Raw genomic sequence first — 15,626 nt, 5'->3', positions numbered from 1 at the left:
GTAGCCTGCGTCTAAGCAAGACAAGGTAAAGAAATAAAATGGGCAGCATGCATCCCGTACAGGTGATCGCGGTGACCGGCGGCAAAGGTGGCGTCGGCAAAACTAACGTGTCAGTGAATTTGTCCCTGGCGCTGGCAGAGCTTGGCCGTCGCGTCATGCTGCTGGATGCTGACCTGGGCCTGGCGAACGTGGACGTTCTGCTGGGGCTGACACCCAAACACACCCTCGCCGATGTGATCGAAGGCCGCTGTGAGCTGCGCGATGTGCTGCTCCAGGGCCCCGGTGGCATCCGCATCGTGCCGGCCGCCTCGGGTACCCAGAGCATGGTGCACCTGAGCCCGGCGCAGCATGCCGGCCTGATCCAGGCCTTCAGCGATATCGGCGACAACCTCGACGTGCTGGTGATCGACACCGCAGCCGGGATCGGCGAGTCGGTGGTCAGCTTTGTCCGCGCAGCGCAAGAAGTGCTGCTGGTGGTGTGCGACGAACCCACCTCGATCACTGACGCCTACGCCCTGATCAAACTGCTTAACCGTGACTACGGCATGAACCGCTTCCGCGTGCTGGCCAATATGGCCCAGAGCCCGCAGGAAGGGCGCAACCTGTTCGCCAAGTTGACCAAGGTCACGGATCGCTTTCTCGACGTCGCCTTACAATACGTCGGTGCGGTTCCCTATGACGAGTGTGTACGCAAGGCCGTGCAAAAGCAGCGTGCGGTCTACGAAGCGTTCCCTCGTTCCAAGTGCGCGCTGGCGTTCAAGGCCATTGCCCAGAAGGTTGATACCTGGCCGTTGCCGGCCAACCCTCGCGGGCATCTGGAGTTTTTCGTCGAGCGATTGGTGCATCAGACGAGCGCAGGACCTGTGCTATGACATCCAGCGGCTACAACCTTTACAAAAAGTCGGCACGTGACAGTCAGGGCGAGTTGATCGAGCGCTATGCGCCGCTGGTCAAGCGCATTGCCTATCACCTGTTGGCGCGCCTGCCCGCCAGCGTGCAGGTGGAAGACCTGATCCAGGCCGGGATGATCGGCCTGCTTGAAGTGTCGACCAAATACGACGCGAGCAAGGGTGCGAGTTTCGAGACGTATGCGGGTATCCGTATCCGTGGCGCGATGCTCGATGAGGTGCGTAAAGGGGATTGGGCGCCGCGCTCGGTACACCGCAATACGCGAATGGTCAGTGACGCAATTCGCGCAATTGAAGCAAAAACCGGTCGTGACGCTAAAGATCATGAAGTTGCGGCCGAACTCCAATTGAGTCTCGACGATTATTACGGGATTTTGAACGATACCTTGGGCAGCCGCCTGTTCAGTTTCGACGACCTGTTGCAGGACGGCGAACACGAAGGGCTGCATGAGGACGGCGCGAGCGCGCATATGGAACCGTCGCGCGATCTGGAAGATGAACGTTTCCAGGGAGCGCTGGCGGAGGCCATTGCCAATTTGCCGGAGCGCGAGCGCCTGGTGTTGGCGCTGTACTACGACGAGGAGCTGAACCTCAAGGAAATCGGTGAGGTCCTGGGGGTCAGCGAATCGCGTGTCAGCCAGTTGCATAGCCAGTGCGCGGCCCGCTTGCGGGGGCGGTTGGGAGAGTGGCGCGCGCGCTGACAGGCAGTGTGGGGACACTGCAGACGCTACCGCGAGGGTTTCGGCCCTTGCGGGTTCGCTCCGTGGTGCCCTGGGCAGTCCTTTTTGTGTAACGCCTGTTGATTGAAGTGGCGCGTCCAGGTGCTGGGCGCGTTTAAGACTGCTTGGAGGTCGAATTGGACAAGAACATGAAAATCCTCATCGTTGATGACTTCTCAACGATGCGGCGGATCATAAAAAACCTGTTGCGTGACCTTGGGTTCACAAACACGGTCGAGGCGGACGACGGCATTACAGCCATTCCGATCCTCAACAGCGGGAGCATCGACTTTCTGGTAACCGACTGGAACATGCCGGGCATGACCGGTATCGACTTGCTGCGCCATGTGCGCGCCGATGAAAAACTGCGCAGCCTGCCGGTGCTGATGGTGACCGCCGAAGCCAAGCGTGAACAGATCATCGAAGCCGCCCAGGCCGGGGTCAACGGTTACGTGGTCAAGCCATTCACAGCATTGGCCTTGAAAGAGAAGATCGAAAAAATCTTCGAACGCATCCACGGCTAATGCCATCGCGGGGGAGCTATGGAGCATAACGAAACGTCACAGGGCGACTTTGAGTCGACCTTGAAAAAACATGCTCACCAGTTGGTCGAAAGCCTCGAAAAAGGCCAGTTCGCCGATGCGGTGCAGTTGATCCATGAGCTTAACCAGACCCGTGACCGCGGCCTGTACCAGGAAGTGGGCAAGCTCACGCGTGAGCTGCACAGTGCGATCGTCAATTTCCAGATTGACCCGCGCATGCCCCAGGCCGAAGAAATTTCGCAGATCACCGACGCCACTGAACGCCTGTCCTATGTGGTCAGGCTGACCGAGGCGGCGGCCAACCGCACCATGGACCTGGTGGAAAACGCTACGCCTCTGGTCAACGGCATGGCCAGCGAAGCCCAGGCCTTGAGCGTTGACTGGGGGCGCTTCATGCGCCGTGAAGTGGGGGCTGAAGAGTTCCGTGAGCTGGCCCGCAGAGTCGACGGTTTTCTGTCGCGCAGCGAACAGGAAAACCGCACGGTGGCCAGCAACCTCAACGACATTCTGCTCGCCCAGGATTATCAGGACCTTACCGGTCAGGTGATCAAGCGTGTGACCCAATTGGTCACCGAAGTGGAAAGCAACCTGCTCAAACTGGTGCTCATGGCCGGCCAGGTCGACCGTTTTGCCGGCATCGAACATGACCGCGAAGCGATCCTCTCGGAAAAAGATCCACAAAAACATCTCGCCAAGGGTGAAGGTCCGCAGATTCATGCCGATAAACGTGAAGACGTCGTATCCGGTCAAGATGACGTAGACGATTTGCTGTCCAGTTTAGGCTTCTAAGGAGCACCCACATGAGCTTCGGCGCCGATGAAGAAATCCTTCAGGATTTCCTTGTAGAGGCCGGCGAAATTTTAGAGCAACTGTCCGAACAACTGGTCGAGCTGGAAAGCCGTCCGGATGATGCGAACCTGCTCAATGCAATTTTTCGCGGTTTTCACACTGTAAAAGGGGGCGCCGGCTTCCTCCAGCTCCATGAGCTGGTGGAGTGCTGCCACATCGCCGAGAACGTGTTCGACATCCTGCGCAAGGGTGAGCGTCAGGTTGACTCGGAGTTGATGGACGTGATTCTCGAAGCACTGGATGCGGTCAACGGCATGTTCAGCCAAGTGCGTGAACGTGCACCGGTCACCGCCGCCACGCCGGAACTGCTGGCCGCCCTAGCGCGCCTGGCGGAACCCGCCGCCGAAGCACCGGTTGCGCAAGCCGAGCCTGAGCCTGTGGTAGAAGCCGAGCCGGACGTGACCGACAGCGAGTTCGAACAGCTGCTCGATTCGCTCAATGCGGTCAAGGCTCAAGCTGAGGCTCCGGCCACGGCTCCGGCCGCGCCGGTTGCCGCGCCGACCAGCGAAGACATTACCGATGCGGAATTCGAATCCCTGCTCGACCAGTTGCATGGCAAGGGCCAGTTCGCGGCCGACGCCGTGGCACCCGCCGCTGCACCGCCAGCGCCGGCCGCCAGCGCCAGCACCGATATTACCGACGATGAATTCGAGGCCCTGCTCGATCAACTGCATGGCAAAGGCACGTTCGTCGCCGAAGCCCTGCCGAATGTTGCGGCCACCGCAGCCGCTCCAGCCGCCAAGTCTGAACCGGCCGCTGATGGACTGATCTCCGACAACGAGTTCGAGGCGTTGCTGGACGAACTGCACGGCAAAGGCAAGTTCACCGAAGTGGCCCCGGCCCCGGTCACCGCCGCAGCGGTCGCTACGCCCGCACCGGTTGCTGCCAAGGCCGCGGCGCCGGTCGCCAAGCCAGCGCCTGCACCGGCTGCCGCGCCCGCTCCGGCGCGTGCCGCCGCGGCGCCGGTTGGCGAAAAACCTGCCAGTGAAGCCGAAACCACCGTGCGCGTGGACACTGCGCGCCTGGACGACATCATGAACATGGTCGGCGAACTGGTACTGGTGCGTAACCGCCTGGTACGCCTGGGTCTGAACAGTGGTGATGAAACCATGCAGAAGGCCGTGTCGAACCTCGACGTGGTCACCGCCGACCTGCAAACCGCCGTGATGAAAACGCGCATGCAGCCGATCAAGAAAGTCTTCGGCCGCTTCCCGCGCCTGGTGCGTGACTTGGCGCGCCAGCTCAAGAAAGAAATCATTCTGGAACTGGTGGGCGAAGAAACCGACCTCGACAAGAACCTCGTCGAGGCCCTGGCCGACCCGCTGGTCCACTTGGTGCGCAACGCCGTCGACCATGGCGTGGAAACCCCGGAAGAGCGCGAAGCCTCGGGCAAGTCACGGGGTGGCAAAGTGATCCTGGCGGCGGAGCAAGAGGGCGACCATATCCTGCTGTCGATCACCGATGACGGCAAAGGCATGGACCCGACCATTTTGCGCAATATCGCGGTCAAGCGTGGCGTGATGGACAAGGACGCCGCCGACCGCCTCACCGACACCGAGTGCTACAACTTGATCTTTGCCCCCGGCTTCTCGACCAAGACCGAGATTTCCGACGTGTCCGGCCGTGGCGTCGGCATGGACGTGGTGAAGACCAAGATCAGCCAGCTCAACGGCTCGATCAATATCTACTCGACCAAGGGCCAGGGCTCGAAAATCGTCATCAAGGTGCCGTTGACCTTGGCGATCATGCCGACCCTGATGGTGATGCTGGGCAACCAGGCATTCGCCTTCCCGCTGGTCAACGTCAACGAGATTTTCCACCTCGACCTCTCGCGCACCAACGTGGTGGACGGCCAGGAAGTGGTGATCGTGCGCGACAAGGCATTGCCATTGTTCTACCTCAAGCGCTGGCTGGTGGCCTCGGCCAAGCATGAAGAGCAGCGCGAAGGCCATGTGGTGATTCTGTCGGTGGGCACCCAGCGCATCGGCTTTGTGGTCGACCAGCTGGTGGGCCAGGAAGAAGTGGTCATCAAGCCGTTGGGCAAAATGCTGCAGGGAACCCCAGGCATGTCGGGCGCAACCATCACGGGTGACGGCCGCATCGCGCTGATTCTCGATGTCCCGAGCATGCTCAAGCGTTACGCCGCACGGCGTATTTGATTCTGGCGGGGCAGGGCGATAGCGCCCGCCCCGTCTAACGGAGTGTTTATGGCAGTCAAGGTCCTGGTGGTGGACGATTCGGGTTTCTTCCGCCGCCGCGTCTCGGAGATTCTTTCCGCCGATCCAACGATCCAGGTAGTCGGCACGGCCACCAATGGCAAAGAGGCGATCGATCAAGCCATTGCGTTGAAGCCGGACGTGATCACCATGGACTACGAGATGCCGATGATGGATGGCATCACGGCCGTGCGTCATATCATGCAGCGCTGCCCCACACCGGTGTTGATGTTCTCCTCGCTGACCCACGAAGGCGCCCGGGTGACCCTGGATGCGCTGGATGCCGGCGCGGTGGATTTTTTGCCGAAGAATTTCGAAGATATCTCGCGCAACCCCGAGAAGGTCAAGCAGATGCTGTGCGAGAAGGTGCACAGCATCTCGCGCAGTAACCGCCGCAGTCTGTTCAGCGCACCCGCGCCGACACCTGCACCCGCACCCGTGGTCGCGCCGACTTCATCGTTCAGCCGCCCGGCGCCCGCACCGGTTGCTCGGCCCGCGCCGACAACGCCTGCCCGCGCGGCTGCACCGAGCGCCCATTCGCCCGCGCCCAAGCGCAAGGCCTACAAGCTGGTGGCGATTGGTACATCCACGGGCGGGCCGGTGGCCCTGCAGCGTGTGTTGACCCAACTGCCGGCCAACTTCCCGGCGCCAATCGTGCTGGTGCAGCACATGCCCGCCGCGTTCACCAAGGCTTTTGCCGAGCGTTTGGACAAGCTGTGCCGCATCAGCGTCAAGGAAGCCGAGGATGGCGACATCTTGCGCCCTGGCCTGGCGCTGCTGGCCCCGGGCGGCAAGCAGATGATGGTGGATGGCCGTGGCGCGATCAAAATCCTGCCGGGCGACGAGCGCCTCAACTACAAGCCGTGTGTGGATATCACCTTCGGTTCGGCGGCCAAGTCCTACGGTGACAAAGTTCTGGCGGTGGTGCTCACCGGCATGGGCGCCGACGGTCGTGAGGGCGCACGCCTGCTCAAGCAGGGCGGCAGCGCCATCTGGGCCCAGGACGAAGCCAGCTGCGTGATCTATGGCATGCCCATGGCCATCGTCAAGGCTGACCTGGCCGATGCGGTCTACAGCCTGGACGACATCGGCAAACATCTGGTGGAGGCCTGCCTCTGATGGATGTCTTGAGCCTGATCGGCATCACTCTGGCGTTCGTTGCCATTATCGGCGGCAACTACCTGGAAGGCGGCCATCTGGGCGCGCTGGCCAACGGCCCGGCGGCGCTGATCGTGATTGGTGGCACCGTGGGCGCGGCGCTGTTGCAGTCGCCGCTGAGCTCATTCAAGCGTGCGATGCAGATCCTGATCTGGATCATTTTCCCGCCACGCGTCGACCTGCCAGGCGGCATCGACCGTGTGGTCAACTGGAGCCTCACTGCACGCAAGGAAGGCTTGCTGGGCCTGGAAGGCATAGCCGATGCCGAGCCCGACAGCTACGCGCGCAAGGGCCTGCAGTTGCTGGTGGACGGCGCGGAGCCGGAGGCGATCCGCAGCATCCTCGAGGTGGATTTCTACACCCAGGAAAGCCGCGACATCAACGCGGCCAAAGTATTTGAAAGCATGGGCGGTTACGCGCCGACCATCGGCATCATCGGCGCGGTGATGGGCCTGATTCATGTGATGGGCAACCTGGCTGACCCTTCGCAACTGGGCAGCGGCATTGCCGTGGCGTTTGTCGCCACCATCTATGGTGTGGCGAGCGCCAACCTGGTGCTGCTGCCGGTGGCGAGCAAGCTCAAGTCGATTGCCCTGCGCCAGTCCCGTTACCGCGAAATGCTGCTCGAAGGCATCCTGTCGATCGCCGAGGGCGAAAACCCGCGCTCCATCGAATTGAAGCTCCAGGGCTTCATGGATTGATGGGCATGAATTCTGTAGGAGCGAGCTTGCTCGCGAGAAACGTCAACGATAACGCGTGCATCCTGGATGAATGCGTCGGCCTCGTGTTTTTCGCGAGCAAGCTCGCTCCTACAGTGGGGTCGGTTTGTGGAGGGAAGTGCCTGTGAGCCGTCGCCGTCGCGAGCCAGAAGAACACGTCAACCATGAACGCTGGCTGGTGTCCTACGCGGACTTCATAACCTTGCTGTTTGCGTTTTTCGTGGTGATGTATTCGATCTCGTCGGTGAACGAAGGCAAGTACAAAGTCATTTCCGAAGCGTTGATCGGGGTGTTTTCCGACTCCGATCGCGCGCTCAAGCCTATCCCTATTGGCGATGAACGGCCCAAGACGGTGACCCCGGCCAAGCCGCTGGTCAATGACAGCGATGAAACCGCTGCCGGCATCGGCGGCACCAGCGATCCGCTCAAAAGCATCGCCGACGATATCAGCGCCGCGTTCGGCGACCTGATCCGTTCCAACCAGATGACCGTGCGCGGCAATGAGCTGTGGGTGGAGATCGAGCTGAACTCCAGCCTGTTGTTCGCCAGCGCCGATGCGCTGCCCAGCGATCAGGCCTTCACCATCATCGATAAGGTGGCGGCGATCCTCAAACCGTTTGAAAATCCGATTCACGTCGAGGGCTTTACCGACAACTTGCCGATCAGCACGGCGCAGTACCCGACCAATTGGGAGCTCTCCTCGGCCCGGGCGGCAAGCATCGTGCGCATGCTCGCGATGCAGGGCGTGAACCCCCAGCGCCTGGCGTCGGTGGGCTACGGTGAGTTCCAGCCGGTGGCCAATAACGCCACGGTCGAAGGCCGTGCGCGCAACCGACGGGTAGTGCTGGTGGTGTCGCGTAACCTGGATGTACGCCGCAGCCTGACCGGCACCGGCACGGCGAATGCAACACCGGATGCGGCGTTGAGGCGCGCTGGCACACAAACTGCACCGGCCTCTGCGAAGCCGCCGGTGCGGGCAAGCTCCGTCAATTCTCCGTCACCGGCTCAATAACCAATGCAATGTCTCGGTCGCGCCTGTGCCCGCCGGGAGGAACCAACCGAATGAGAGTCTGGGCAGTTGCCAATCAAAAGGGTGGGGTCGGCAAGACCACCACGTCCATCGCTTTAGCCGGGTTGCTGGCCGAGGCGGGCAAGCGCGTGGTCGTGGTCGACCTGGACCCCCACGGCTCCATGACCAGCTATTTCGGCTACGACCCGGATGCGCTGGAGCACAGTTGCTATGACTTGTTCCTGCACAAGGGCAACGTGCCGAGCGACTTGCCTGGGCAGCTGCTGCTGCCCACCAGCAATGACAGTATTTCGCTGTTGCCGTCCAGCACCGCCCTGGCCACCCTTGAGCGCCAGTCGCCGGGCCAGAGCGGCCTGGGCCTGGTGATCGCCAAGACCCTGGCGCAACTGTGGCAGGACTTCGACTACGCGATCATCGACAGCCCGCCCTTGCTCGGCGTGCTGATGGTCAATGCCTTGGCGGCCAGCCAGCAGTTGGTGATCCCGGTACAGACCGAACACCTGGCGGTCAAAGGCCTGGAGCGCATGGTCAGCACCCTGGCGATGATCAACCGTTCGCGCAAACAGGCGCTGCCGTTCAGCATTGTGCCGACCTTGTTCGACCGTCGTACCCAGGCGTCCCTCGGCACCCTGCGGGTACTGCGCGATGCCTACCCGGACACCATCTGGAACGGTTACATTCCGGTGGACACGCGCCTGCGTGACGCCAGCCGCGCCGGGCTCACGCCGTCGCAATTCGACGGCAAGAGCCGTGGCGTGCTGGCCTATCGCGCGTTGCTCAAGCACCTGCTGTCCCAGCAACTCGTGGCGCAGGTGGCGTGATGAATCGTCCCCTTGATTTCAAGACCCGGCCGCAACTGGCACTGGAATCCTACCTGGATGCCTTGCTGCAGGATGCGACCGCCGAGGAGCTGCCGGAACCGATCCTGGTGCTGGAGCCGGCCGTCGAGCCTGAGACTGCGCTGGATGAGTTCCAGTTGGCGGTGCTTGAAGAGCAGGCGCGCGATGCTCACGTCGAGGCGGCGCCCGTGGTGGTGCCGATCACGCCTGACGTAGTAGTGCCGGTGCCGGTGGTGGTCGAGCCGATCGTGCAGGTGCACCTGCCGCCGAGCATCACGCCGCCGCCGGCGACCGGCGATGGCCGCCCCTCGTGGGCCGCCGAGCCGTTCGAGTGCCTGCTGTTCGACGTCGCCGGGTTGACCCTGGCAGTGCCGCTGGTGTGCCTGGGCTCGATCTACTCCCTGGAAGGCCAGGAGCTGACGCCGCTGTTCGGGCAACCGGAGTGGTTCCTCGGCATCCTGCCCAGTCAGGCCGGTAACTTGAAGGTGCTGGACACCGCACGCTGGGTGATGCCCGATCGCTACCGCGACGACTTCCGCCAGGGCCTGCAGTACGTGATCTCCGTGCAGGGCTACGAGTGGGGGCTGGCGGTGCATCAAGTCAGCCGCTCGTTGCGCCTGGACCCGAACGAAATCAAATGGCGCAGCCATCGGGGCCAACGGCCGTGGTTGGCGGGCACCGTGATTGAACATATGTGCGCGTTGCTCGACGTCGCCGAACTGGCCGAGTTGATTGCCAGTGGCGCGGTCAAGGCAATGGCGCAGAACCAACGCAGTTGATTGAACAATAAAAGTCGTGCGGTCGCGCGGCTCATTAGCACACACGCCGTCGATAGCGGCATTTGAAGGGGTCAGAAGCATGAACAAGTCAGCGTCCGCACAAGGTTTGGATGATCCGATCCTGCAATGGGTGACCTTCAAACTGGACAACGAGTCCTACGGCATCAACGTCATGCGCGTGCAGGAAGTGCTGCGCTACACCGAGATCGCCCCGGTACCGGGTGCACCGAGCTACGTGCTGGGCATCATCAACCTGCGCGGCAATGTGGTGACGGTGATCGACACCCGTCAGCGCTTTGGCCTGGCACCGACCGATGTCAATGACAACACGCGCATCGTCATCATCGAAGCCGACAAGCAAGTGGTCGGGATCATGGTCGACAGCGTGGCCGAAGTGGTCTACCTGCGCCAGTCGGAAGTGGAAACCGCACCGAACGTAGGCAACGAAGAATCCGCCAAGTTTATCCAGGGTGTGTGCAACAAGAACAACGAGCTGTTGATTCTGGTTGAGCTGGACAAAATGATGAGCGAAGAAGAGTGGTCGGAACTGGAGAGCATCTGATTGTTCCTTGAGGCGGCGGTGATTGTCCTGGCCCTGTTGTGGGCCGGGACTTTGGCATTTGCGCTGCGCTATATGCGCCAGCAGCGGGAGTTGGCCTTGCAACAGGCCGAGCGCGATGCGGTGCGTGACCGGCGCATTCTGGAGTTGGTCAAGCGCGTCGATCATTTCCAGCAGAGTGCGGTGCGGGTTGGGGATGAAGTGCATGAATTGCGCGCTATTCTCGCGCCGTTGCCGGACAAGCTGGTGCAGTTGGAACAGCGTGACCCTTCGAATCTGTCGTTCGCCCAGGCCGCCAAGCTGGTGGGCATGGGGGCGACGGTGGATGAGCTGACCCAGTCTTGCGGCTTGACCCAGGCTGAAGCGCAGTTGATGAGCAAGTTGCACAAGGGCTGATTCGGGCCGGGGTATGGGTGGAAGGGCAGCCGGCGGCGATCCAACTGATGTTCCTCGGCCCAATGTGGGAGGGGCTTGCTCCCGATGGCGGTGTATCAGTCAGCTTATCTATAGCTGACCCACTGCTATCGGGGGCAAGCCCCCTCCCACATTTTGATTTGCGTACATCGGTCAATTTTCGCCCGTCACCGACTTTTCCCGTTGCCCAAGGGTCCACATCCTGCAAGCACCTTTGACCCAGGAGATTTCCCGATGACCACCGCCAGAGCCCTGTTGATCCTCCACGGCAAGCAAGCCCTCAACGAGGACGTACGCGCCGCCGTGATGGCGCGGCGTGAGCAGGGTTGGGAGCTGGCAGTGCGGGTCACGTGGGAGGGCGGCGATGCCCAGCGCCTGGTCAATGAAGCCCTGGCCGCTGGTTACACCCATATCATCGCCGGCGGTGGCGACGGCACCTTGCGCGATGTGGCCGAAGCCATGGCTCAAGCCGGCACCGACGCGAGCCTGGTGCTGATGCCCCTGGGCACCGCCAATGACTTCGCCAAGGCCGCTGGCGTGCCGTTGGAGCCCGCGGGAGCGCTGGCGTTGCTGGACGTTGAGCCCAGGGCAATCGACCTCGGCCAGGTCGGTGGGCAGATCTTCTTGAACATGGCCACCGGTGGTTTCGGCAGCCAGGTCACCGCCAACACCTCCGAAGACCTGAAGAAAATCCTCGGCGGTGCCGCCTACCTGTTCACCGGTTTGTCGCGCTTCAGCGAGTTGAAGGCCGCCTACGGTGAGCTGGAAGGTCCGGATTTCCACTGGAAAGGCGAGCTGCTCGCGCTGGGTATCGGCAACGGGCGCCAGGCCGGGGGCGGGCATGTGCTGTGCCCGGGTGCATTGGCCGACGACGGGCTGCTGGATGTCAGCATCCTGCCGGCGCCCCAGGAAGTGGTTGGCACCTTGCGCGAGTTGATGAGCAACGGCTGGGGCCTGGACACCATGTTCGTCCGCGCACGCCTGCCGTGGGTGAATATCAAGGTGGCGCAAGGCTTGTACATCAACCTCGATGGCGAGCCGCTGGAAGGCGATGACCTGCATTTCGAGGCGTTGCCCAAGGCGCTGCGGGTGCACCTGCCGCTGGGCTCGCCCTTAGTCGTCCAGGCTGATGATCTGCTCGCGCACCGCGAATAACACCAGGCCCGCCACGTCGAAAATCTGCAGGCGCTTCATGATTTGCGAGCGGTGTGCTTCCACGGTCTTGATGCTCAAGCCCAGGCCGTGGGCGATCTCCCGGGTGGACTTGCCGCGCACGATCAAGCGCAGGATTTCCAATTGGCGCGCGGTAAGGTTGTGGCTATGGGGGACGGGGGAGGCAGGGCCGTGGCTGCGCACCAGTGCCTGGTTGATCACCGTGTGGGCGATGGCCGGGCTGAGGTAGCGCTCGTTGTTGCGCAGGGCCCGCAGGGCATGTTCCAGCTCGTTGCCAGTCATGTCCTTGAGCAGGTAACCGTGGGCGCCCGACTCCAGCGCGCGCATGATCAGGTCGGGGTCGGTGTGCATCGACAGGATCAGTACTTTGCTCTTGGGGTAGGCGCCCTTGAGTTGCTGCAAGGCGTCCAGGCCGCCGGTGTGTTTCATCGACAGGTCCAGCAGCACGATGTCCGGCTGCAGGGTGCGAAATTGCTCCAGCAGTTGCGCGCCATCGCTGGCTTCGCCGATCACATCGTAGTCGGGAATATCCAGGATCAGCGCGCGTACTCCTGCGCGGATCAGCGCGTGGTCGTCCACCAGCAGTAAGTTGCAGCTCACTCGAAGACCTCAGGCGCGCGGGCCCGTTCGAGGGCGCGGGGCGCCCAGGGGAACAGCGCGTCGATCCGCGTGCCTTTGCCGGGTTGGCTGCTGACGGACAAGGTCCCCCCCAGTTGATCTATCCGCTCGGCCATGCCGGCCATGCCGCGTTGGCCTGCAAGGGCCGGGTCGGGGGCAGGCGAAAAGCCCTGGCCGTCATCGCAGATCATCAGCGACAGGCCTTCGGGCAGGCGTTGCAGGCGCACCCGCAGGTTGCGTGCCTGGGCGTGACGGAGCATGTTGGTCACCGCTTCCTGGGTAATACGAAACGCCGCCACGGCCATTTCTTCCGGGATACCGGTCAGGCGTTGCTGGCACTCCAGGCTCCAGCATACCTGGGTGTTTTCCAAGGTCTTGAGCAGGTGCGCGCGCAAACTGGCTTCCAGGCCCAGGCTGGCCAACTGGCGCGGATTGAGAATGGCGGACACGTCGCGCACTTTGGCCAGGGTTTCGTTGAGAATATTGCACAGCGTCTCGCACTGGCCTTGCAGCTCTGGCGGCAGGCGACGCTGCAGCCATTCGCTTTGCAGCTTGGCGGCGGTCAGCAGTTGGCCGATATCGTCGTGTAGCTCGCGACTGAGGCGATGGCGTTCGTTTTCCTGGACCTGCAACAGACGGTCGGCCAATTCCTGGGGTTGGAACTTGATGGCTTTGCGCGAACGCCATTGATGCAGGCCCAGCACCGTCAGCGTGGCCAGGTTGAGCAGCAGCACCAGTAGCGACCAAGGTGAAGTGTGCACGTACGCCCACACGCTGACGGCCAACGAACACAGGCACAGCGCGAGGACGATGCGGCATGCATTGCTGCGTGATACAGACCTGGAAAAAAGTGGCTTGAGGTTGGCGTACATAGCGGTTGGAGCCACTGAGGGTTCGCTGCGGGGAGACCGGTTGGCCGGGCTCTGTTTGGAATGCGCTGCCGAATCGTTTTTAAACATGATGAAGTTGTGTCACTTCGAGCGGGGCATAGTACCACCCCTGTTACCGTTGGTCGCCTGATTGGTTTATGGAACACGCAAATACTCTGGGCGGTAAGCCCAGAGTTTCAAATGAGAAGTTGTACTAATAGATTGGGTTTGTAACGTTATTATCGGCTGGGTCGTTTTTAGAGAAGTCGGCGATTAAATACGACATGCGCCAGACTCAAGACGCATGATGCAAACGCTGCTGCGGTTTATGACCGTAGTCCTTTTGCGGGATTTGCAGGGTGACCGTCGCAATCAGCGAAGTTTGCTCAGTTTCGTCCAGGCTCAGCTCGCCAGTGCGGCTGTCGATCAGTTCCAATTGCCAGGCCAGCAATGTCAGGCAGTTATGCAAGGCATCCAGTGCATCGTCATGCAATTGCATGGGGCTCTGGGCATTGGCGATCAGGTGTTGAAGGTGCCTCGAGAACTCGCTGATCGCTTGCAGGGCCAGGCTGTCGGCCTTTTCAGCGAGTTTGGCGAGGCTGGTCTTCATGCAGTCGATGGCGTCGCTGTCGTTACGGATCAAATGCAGATGGCTCAAGCACTCTTGCGACTTGATCAGCAGCATTTCGGCCTCCAGCAGAAATTCGGGAAGTGCCGTTTGCCATTCTTTCGCGCTGTTCATCATGCAAGTCTCCACAACTTAAGCTCGGGTGATGAGATATCGCACCGGGTGAATGGCTTAACGCTAGCGCTGAAATATAATTGAGGCTTGTAGGCTGCTTCCGATATTCCTGTAGGACGTTTATTGAAATGCCCACGAAAGTCGTGCGTAACCCCAATTGATCGGGATGACACGACTTCAGTTGCCGATACGTGAGTGCCTGGAAGGCCTACGGGCCAAGGGCTGGGGATGGCAAACAAAAGCCTGACTCCATTCATGCAATGAGAATGGCGTCACATTAATGGCTATTAGATATCGCGAATATCAGGTCGGGCCTGATTGCGCATAGGGGAATCCCCTATGGAGTGGAACCGCACGACGATTGGAGTGTCGTGCAAGGGTCGCCACACAGCCCTATGAGAGGGCTTACGCAGTAAAGCATGATGTCAGTGTGACATCAATGTATTTACATGGCATTTTACCGGGGTCAAGGTCTGGCGCTTGCCGCCGATAACTTGCCTATATGAACTGCACACCCTCTCAGCGCGAAACCAACGTGCACACCAGGAGCTTTTAATGGCCGGCATTCTCGACACGGTAGATCAACGCACGCAATTGGTGGGTGAGAATCGCCTGGAGATCCTTATGTTTCGCCTGTTCGGGCGGCAGCTGTTCGCCATCAACGTGTTCAAGGTGCAGGAAGTGCTGCAACTGCCCAAGTTGACCCTGATGCCCCAGCGCCATCCCTTTGTTTGCGGGGTGGTCAACCTGCGCGGCCAGACGTTGCCGGTGATCGACTTGTCCCAGGCCATCGGCATGCGTCCGCTGGTGCCAGGGCCCAACAGCACCATTATCGTCACCGAGTACAACCGTTCGGTGCAGGCCTTCCTGGTGGGCGGCGTCGACCGCATCGTCAACATGAATTGGGAAGCCATCCTGCCGCCGCCGGCCAGCGCCGGGCGCCAGCACTACCTCACCGCCATCAGCAAGGTCGACGACCAGTTGGTGGAAATCATCGATGTGGAAAAAGTCCTCGCTGAAATCGTGCCTTACAACGCCAAGGTCTCCCGGGAAAAACTCGAAGACCCGGTGCTGGAGCGCGCCCGTGGTCGTGAAGTATTACTGGTGGATGACTCCAATGTAGCGCTGTCGCAGTTGAAGGACACCCTGGGCCAGTTGGGCGTGAAAATGCACATCGCCAGCGATGGCCTCAAGGCGCTGAACATGCTCAAGGCCTGGGCCGACAGCGGCCAGGTGATGACCGACAAGCTGCTGATGATCTTCACCGACGCCGAAATGCCCGAGATGGACGGCTACCGCCTCACCACCGAAATTCGCAATGATCCGCGCTTGCGTGGCCTCTACGTGGTGCTGCACACCTCGCTGTCGGGCAGCTTCAACGAGTCGATGGTGAAGAAGGTCGGCTGCGACAATTTCCTCTCCAAATTCCAGCCCGACAAGCTGGTGGATGTAGTGCGTCAACGACTGATGCTGGACGAAGTGTCTGCCTGAC

General features: G+C 61.2%; 17 protein-coding genes. 14 read left to right on the top strand and 3 right to left on the bottom strand.

Translation table 11 applies throughout. The annotated features are described in order from the left end of the window. The first annotated feature begins 38 nt into the window (after positions 1-38). The 13 genes from fleN (at position 39) to yegS (ending at position 11,887) form a co-directional block, all read left to right on the top strand. Entirely contained in the window at positions 39-872 is an 834-nt protein-coding gene (gene fleN / locus C4J94_RS19020) for a flagellar synthesis regulator FleN (protein WP_003192912.1), read from the top strand. Further along, positions 869-1,609 (top strand): RNA polymerase sigma factor FliA, encoded by a 741-nt coding sequence (gene fliA, locus C4J94_RS19015; RefSeq protein ID WP_124359259.1) that lies wholly within the window; start codon positions 869-871, stop codon positions 1,607-1,609. Before fleN ends, fliA begins: the two co-directional genes overlap by 4 nt. Positions 1,610-1,776: 167 nt before the next feature. Further along, the gene (locus C4J94_RS19010) at positions 1,777-2,151 is read left to right on the top strand and encodes a chemotaxis response regulator CheY (protein WP_015885173.1); all 375 of its coding nucleotides are present in this window, start codon (positions 1,777-1,779) and stop codon (positions 2,149-2,151) included. Between the two features lie 18 nt (positions 2,152-2,169). Next, positions 2,170-2,958, top strand: a complete 789-nt coding sequence (locus C4J94_RS19005) for a protein phosphatase CheZ (RefSeq protein ID WP_124387570.1) — start codon at positions 2,170-2,172, stop codon at positions 2,956-2,958. 11 nt (positions 2,959-2,969) lie between these two features. Beyond that, positions 2,970-5,177: a chemotaxis protein CheA gene (locus tag C4J94_RS19000; RefSeq protein ID WP_124387569.1), complete on the top strand. Its 2,208-nt coding sequence runs from the start codon at positions 2,970-2,972 to the stop codon at positions 5,175-5,177. A gap of 48 nt (positions 5,178-5,225) precedes the next feature. Then, positions 5,226-6,353 (top strand): chemotaxis response regulator protein-glutamate methylesterase, encoded by a 1,128-nt coding sequence (locus C4J94_RS18995; RefSeq protein WP_124387568.1) that lies wholly within the window; start codon positions 5,226-5,228, stop codon positions 6,351-6,353. Continuing rightward, the gene (locus C4J94_RS18990; RefSeq protein ID WP_124387567.1) at positions 6,353-7,093 is read left to right on the top strand and encodes a flagellar motor protein; all 741 of its coding nucleotides are present in this window, start codon (positions 6,353-6,355) and stop codon (positions 7,091-7,093) included. The genes C4J94_RS18995 and C4J94_RS18990 overlap by 1 nt, the downstream gene beginning before the upstream one ends. A gap of 142 nt (positions 7,094-7,235) precedes the next feature. Beyond that, the gene (motD, locus tag C4J94_RS18985; RefSeq protein WP_124387566.1) at positions 7,236-8,123 is read left to right on the top strand and encodes a flagellar motor protein MotD; all 888 of its coding nucleotides are present in this window, start codon (positions 7,236-7,238) and stop codon (positions 8,121-8,123) included. Positions 8,124-8,173: 50 nt separating this feature from the next. After that, positions 8,174-8,962 carry a ParA family protein gene (locus C4J94_RS18980; protein ID WP_124387565.1) on the top strand — a complete coding sequence of 263 codons (789 nt, stop codon included), beginning with the start codon at positions 8,174-8,176 and terminating at the stop codon, positions 8,960-8,962. Further along, positions 8,962-9,759 carry a CheW domain-containing protein gene (locus C4J94_RS18975; RefSeq protein ID WP_124387564.1) on the top strand — a complete coding sequence of 266 codons (798 nt, stop codon included), beginning with the start codon at positions 8,962-8,964 and terminating at the stop codon, positions 9,757-9,759. Before C4J94_RS18980 ends, C4J94_RS18975 begins: the two co-directional genes overlap by 1 nt. 79 nt (positions 9,760-9,838) lie before the next feature. Then, complete coding sequence (locus C4J94_RS18970) at positions 9,839-10,321, top strand: chemotaxis protein CheW (RefSeq protein WP_057721368.1); 483 nt, start codon at positions 9,839-9,841, stop codon at positions 10,319-10,321. Then, on the top strand, positions 10,322-10,714 hold the full coding sequence (locus C4J94_RS18965) for a DUF2802 domain-containing protein (protein WP_124387563.1): 393 nt from the start codon (positions 10,322-10,324) through the stop codon (positions 10,712-10,714). Positions 10,715-10,966: 252 nt separating this feature from the next. Beyond that, entirely contained in the window at positions 10,967-11,887 is a 921-nt protein-coding gene (gene yegS, locus C4J94_RS18960; RefSeq protein WP_124387562.1) for a lipid kinase YegS, read from the top strand. Here yegS and C4J94_RS18955 read toward each other — a convergent pair. The 3 genes from C4J94_RS18955 to C4J94_RS18945 all read right to left on the bottom strand — a co-directional run bounded on the left by C4J94_RS18955 (position 11,846) and on the right by C4J94_RS18945 (position 14,137). Beyond that, positions 11,846-12,505, bottom strand: a complete 660-nt coding sequence (locus C4J94_RS18955) for a response regulator transcription factor (protein ID WP_124387561.1) — start codon at positions 12,503-12,505, stop codon at positions 11,846-11,848. The genes yegS and C4J94_RS18955 overlap by 42 nt on opposite strands. Next, positions 12,502-13,395, bottom strand: coding sequence for a sensor histidine kinase (locus tag C4J94_RS18950; RefSeq protein WP_124389017.1), 894 nt, complete (start codon positions 13,393-13,395; stop codon positions 12,502-12,504). Before C4J94_RS18950 ends, C4J94_RS18955 begins: the two co-directional genes overlap by 4 nt. Positions 13,396-13,687: 292 nt before the next feature. Beyond that, positions 13,688-14,137 (bottom strand): hypothetical protein, encoded by a 450-nt coding sequence (locus tag C4J94_RS18945; protein WP_177413460.1) that lies wholly within the window; start codon positions 14,135-14,137, stop codon positions 13,688-13,690. 552 nt (positions 14,138-14,689) lie between these two features. Here C4J94_RS18945 and C4J94_RS18940 point away from each other — a divergent pair. After that, the gene (locus C4J94_RS18940; RefSeq protein WP_124387560.1) at positions 14,690-15,625 is read left to right on the top strand and encodes a chemotaxis protein CheV; all 936 of its coding nucleotides are present in this window, start codon (positions 14,690-14,692) and stop codon (positions 15,623-15,625) included. The last annotated feature ends 1 nt before the right edge of the window (position 15,626 follow it).

The sequence above is a fragment of the Pseudomonas sp. R5-89-07 genome, assembly GCF_003851685.1.
GTDB lineage: Bacteria > Pseudomonadota > Gammaproteobacteria > Pseudomonadales > Pseudomonadaceae > Aquipseudomonas.
Note: the sequence above shows the minus strand (reverse complement) of the source record. Positions and strands in the feature narration are given on the sequence as shown.

Excerpts from the sequence above, each read along its gene's own strand:
- fleN (WP_003192912.1), top strand. The coding sequence starts at position 39 with ATGGGCAGCATGCATCCCGTACAGGTGATCGCGGTGACCGGCGGCAAA.
- fliA (WP_124359259.1), top strand. The coding sequence starts at position 869 with ATGACATCCAGCGGCTACAACCTTTACAAAAAGTCGGCACGTGACAGT.
- C4J94_RS19010 (WP_015885173.1), top strand. The coding sequence starts at position 1,777 with ATGAAAATCCTCATCGTTGATGACTTCTCAACGATGCGGCGGATCATA.
- C4J94_RS19005 (WP_124387570.1), top strand. The coding sequence starts at position 2,170 with ATGGAGCATAACGAAACGTCACAGGGCGACTTTGAGTCGACCTTGAAA.
- C4J94_RS19000 (WP_124387569.1), top strand. The coding sequence starts at position 2,970 with ATGAGCTTCGGCGCCGATGAAGAAATCCTTCAGGATTTCCTTGTAGAG.
- C4J94_RS18995 (WP_124387568.1), top strand. The coding sequence starts at position 5,226 with ATGGCAGTCAAGGTCCTGGTGGTGGACGATTCGGGTTTCTTCCGCCGC.
- C4J94_RS18990 (WP_124387567.1), top strand. The coding sequence starts at position 6,353 with ATGGATGTCTTGAGCCTGATCGGCATCACTCTGGCGTTCGTTGCCATT.
- C4J94_RS18980 (WP_124387565.1), top strand. The coding sequence starts at position 8,174 with ATGAGAGTCTGGGCAGTTGCCAATCAAAAGGGTGGGGTCGGCAAGACC.
- C4J94_RS18975 (WP_124387564.1), top strand. The coding sequence starts at position 8,962 with ATGAATCGTCCCCTTGATTTCAAGACCCGGCCGCAACTGGCACTGGAA.
- C4J94_RS18970 (WP_057721368.1), top strand. The coding sequence starts at position 9,839 with ATGAACAAGTCAGCGTCCGCACAAGGTTTGGATGATCCGATCCTGCAA.
- yegS (WP_124387562.1), top strand. The coding sequence starts at position 10,967 with ATGACCACCGCCAGAGCCCTGTTGATCCTCCACGGCAAGCAAGCCCTC.
- C4J94_RS18950 (WP_124389017.1), bottom strand. The coding sequence starts at position 13,395 with ATGTACGCCAACCTCAAGCCACTTTTTTCCAGGTCTGTATCACGCAGC.
- C4J94_RS18945 (WP_177413460.1), bottom strand. The coding sequence starts at position 14,137 with ATGATGAACAGCGCGAAAGAATGGCAAACGGCACTTCCCGAATTTCTG.
- C4J94_RS18940 (WP_124387560.1), top strand. The coding sequence starts at position 14,690 with ATGGCCGGCATTCTCGACACGGTAGATCAACGCACGCAATTGGTGGGT.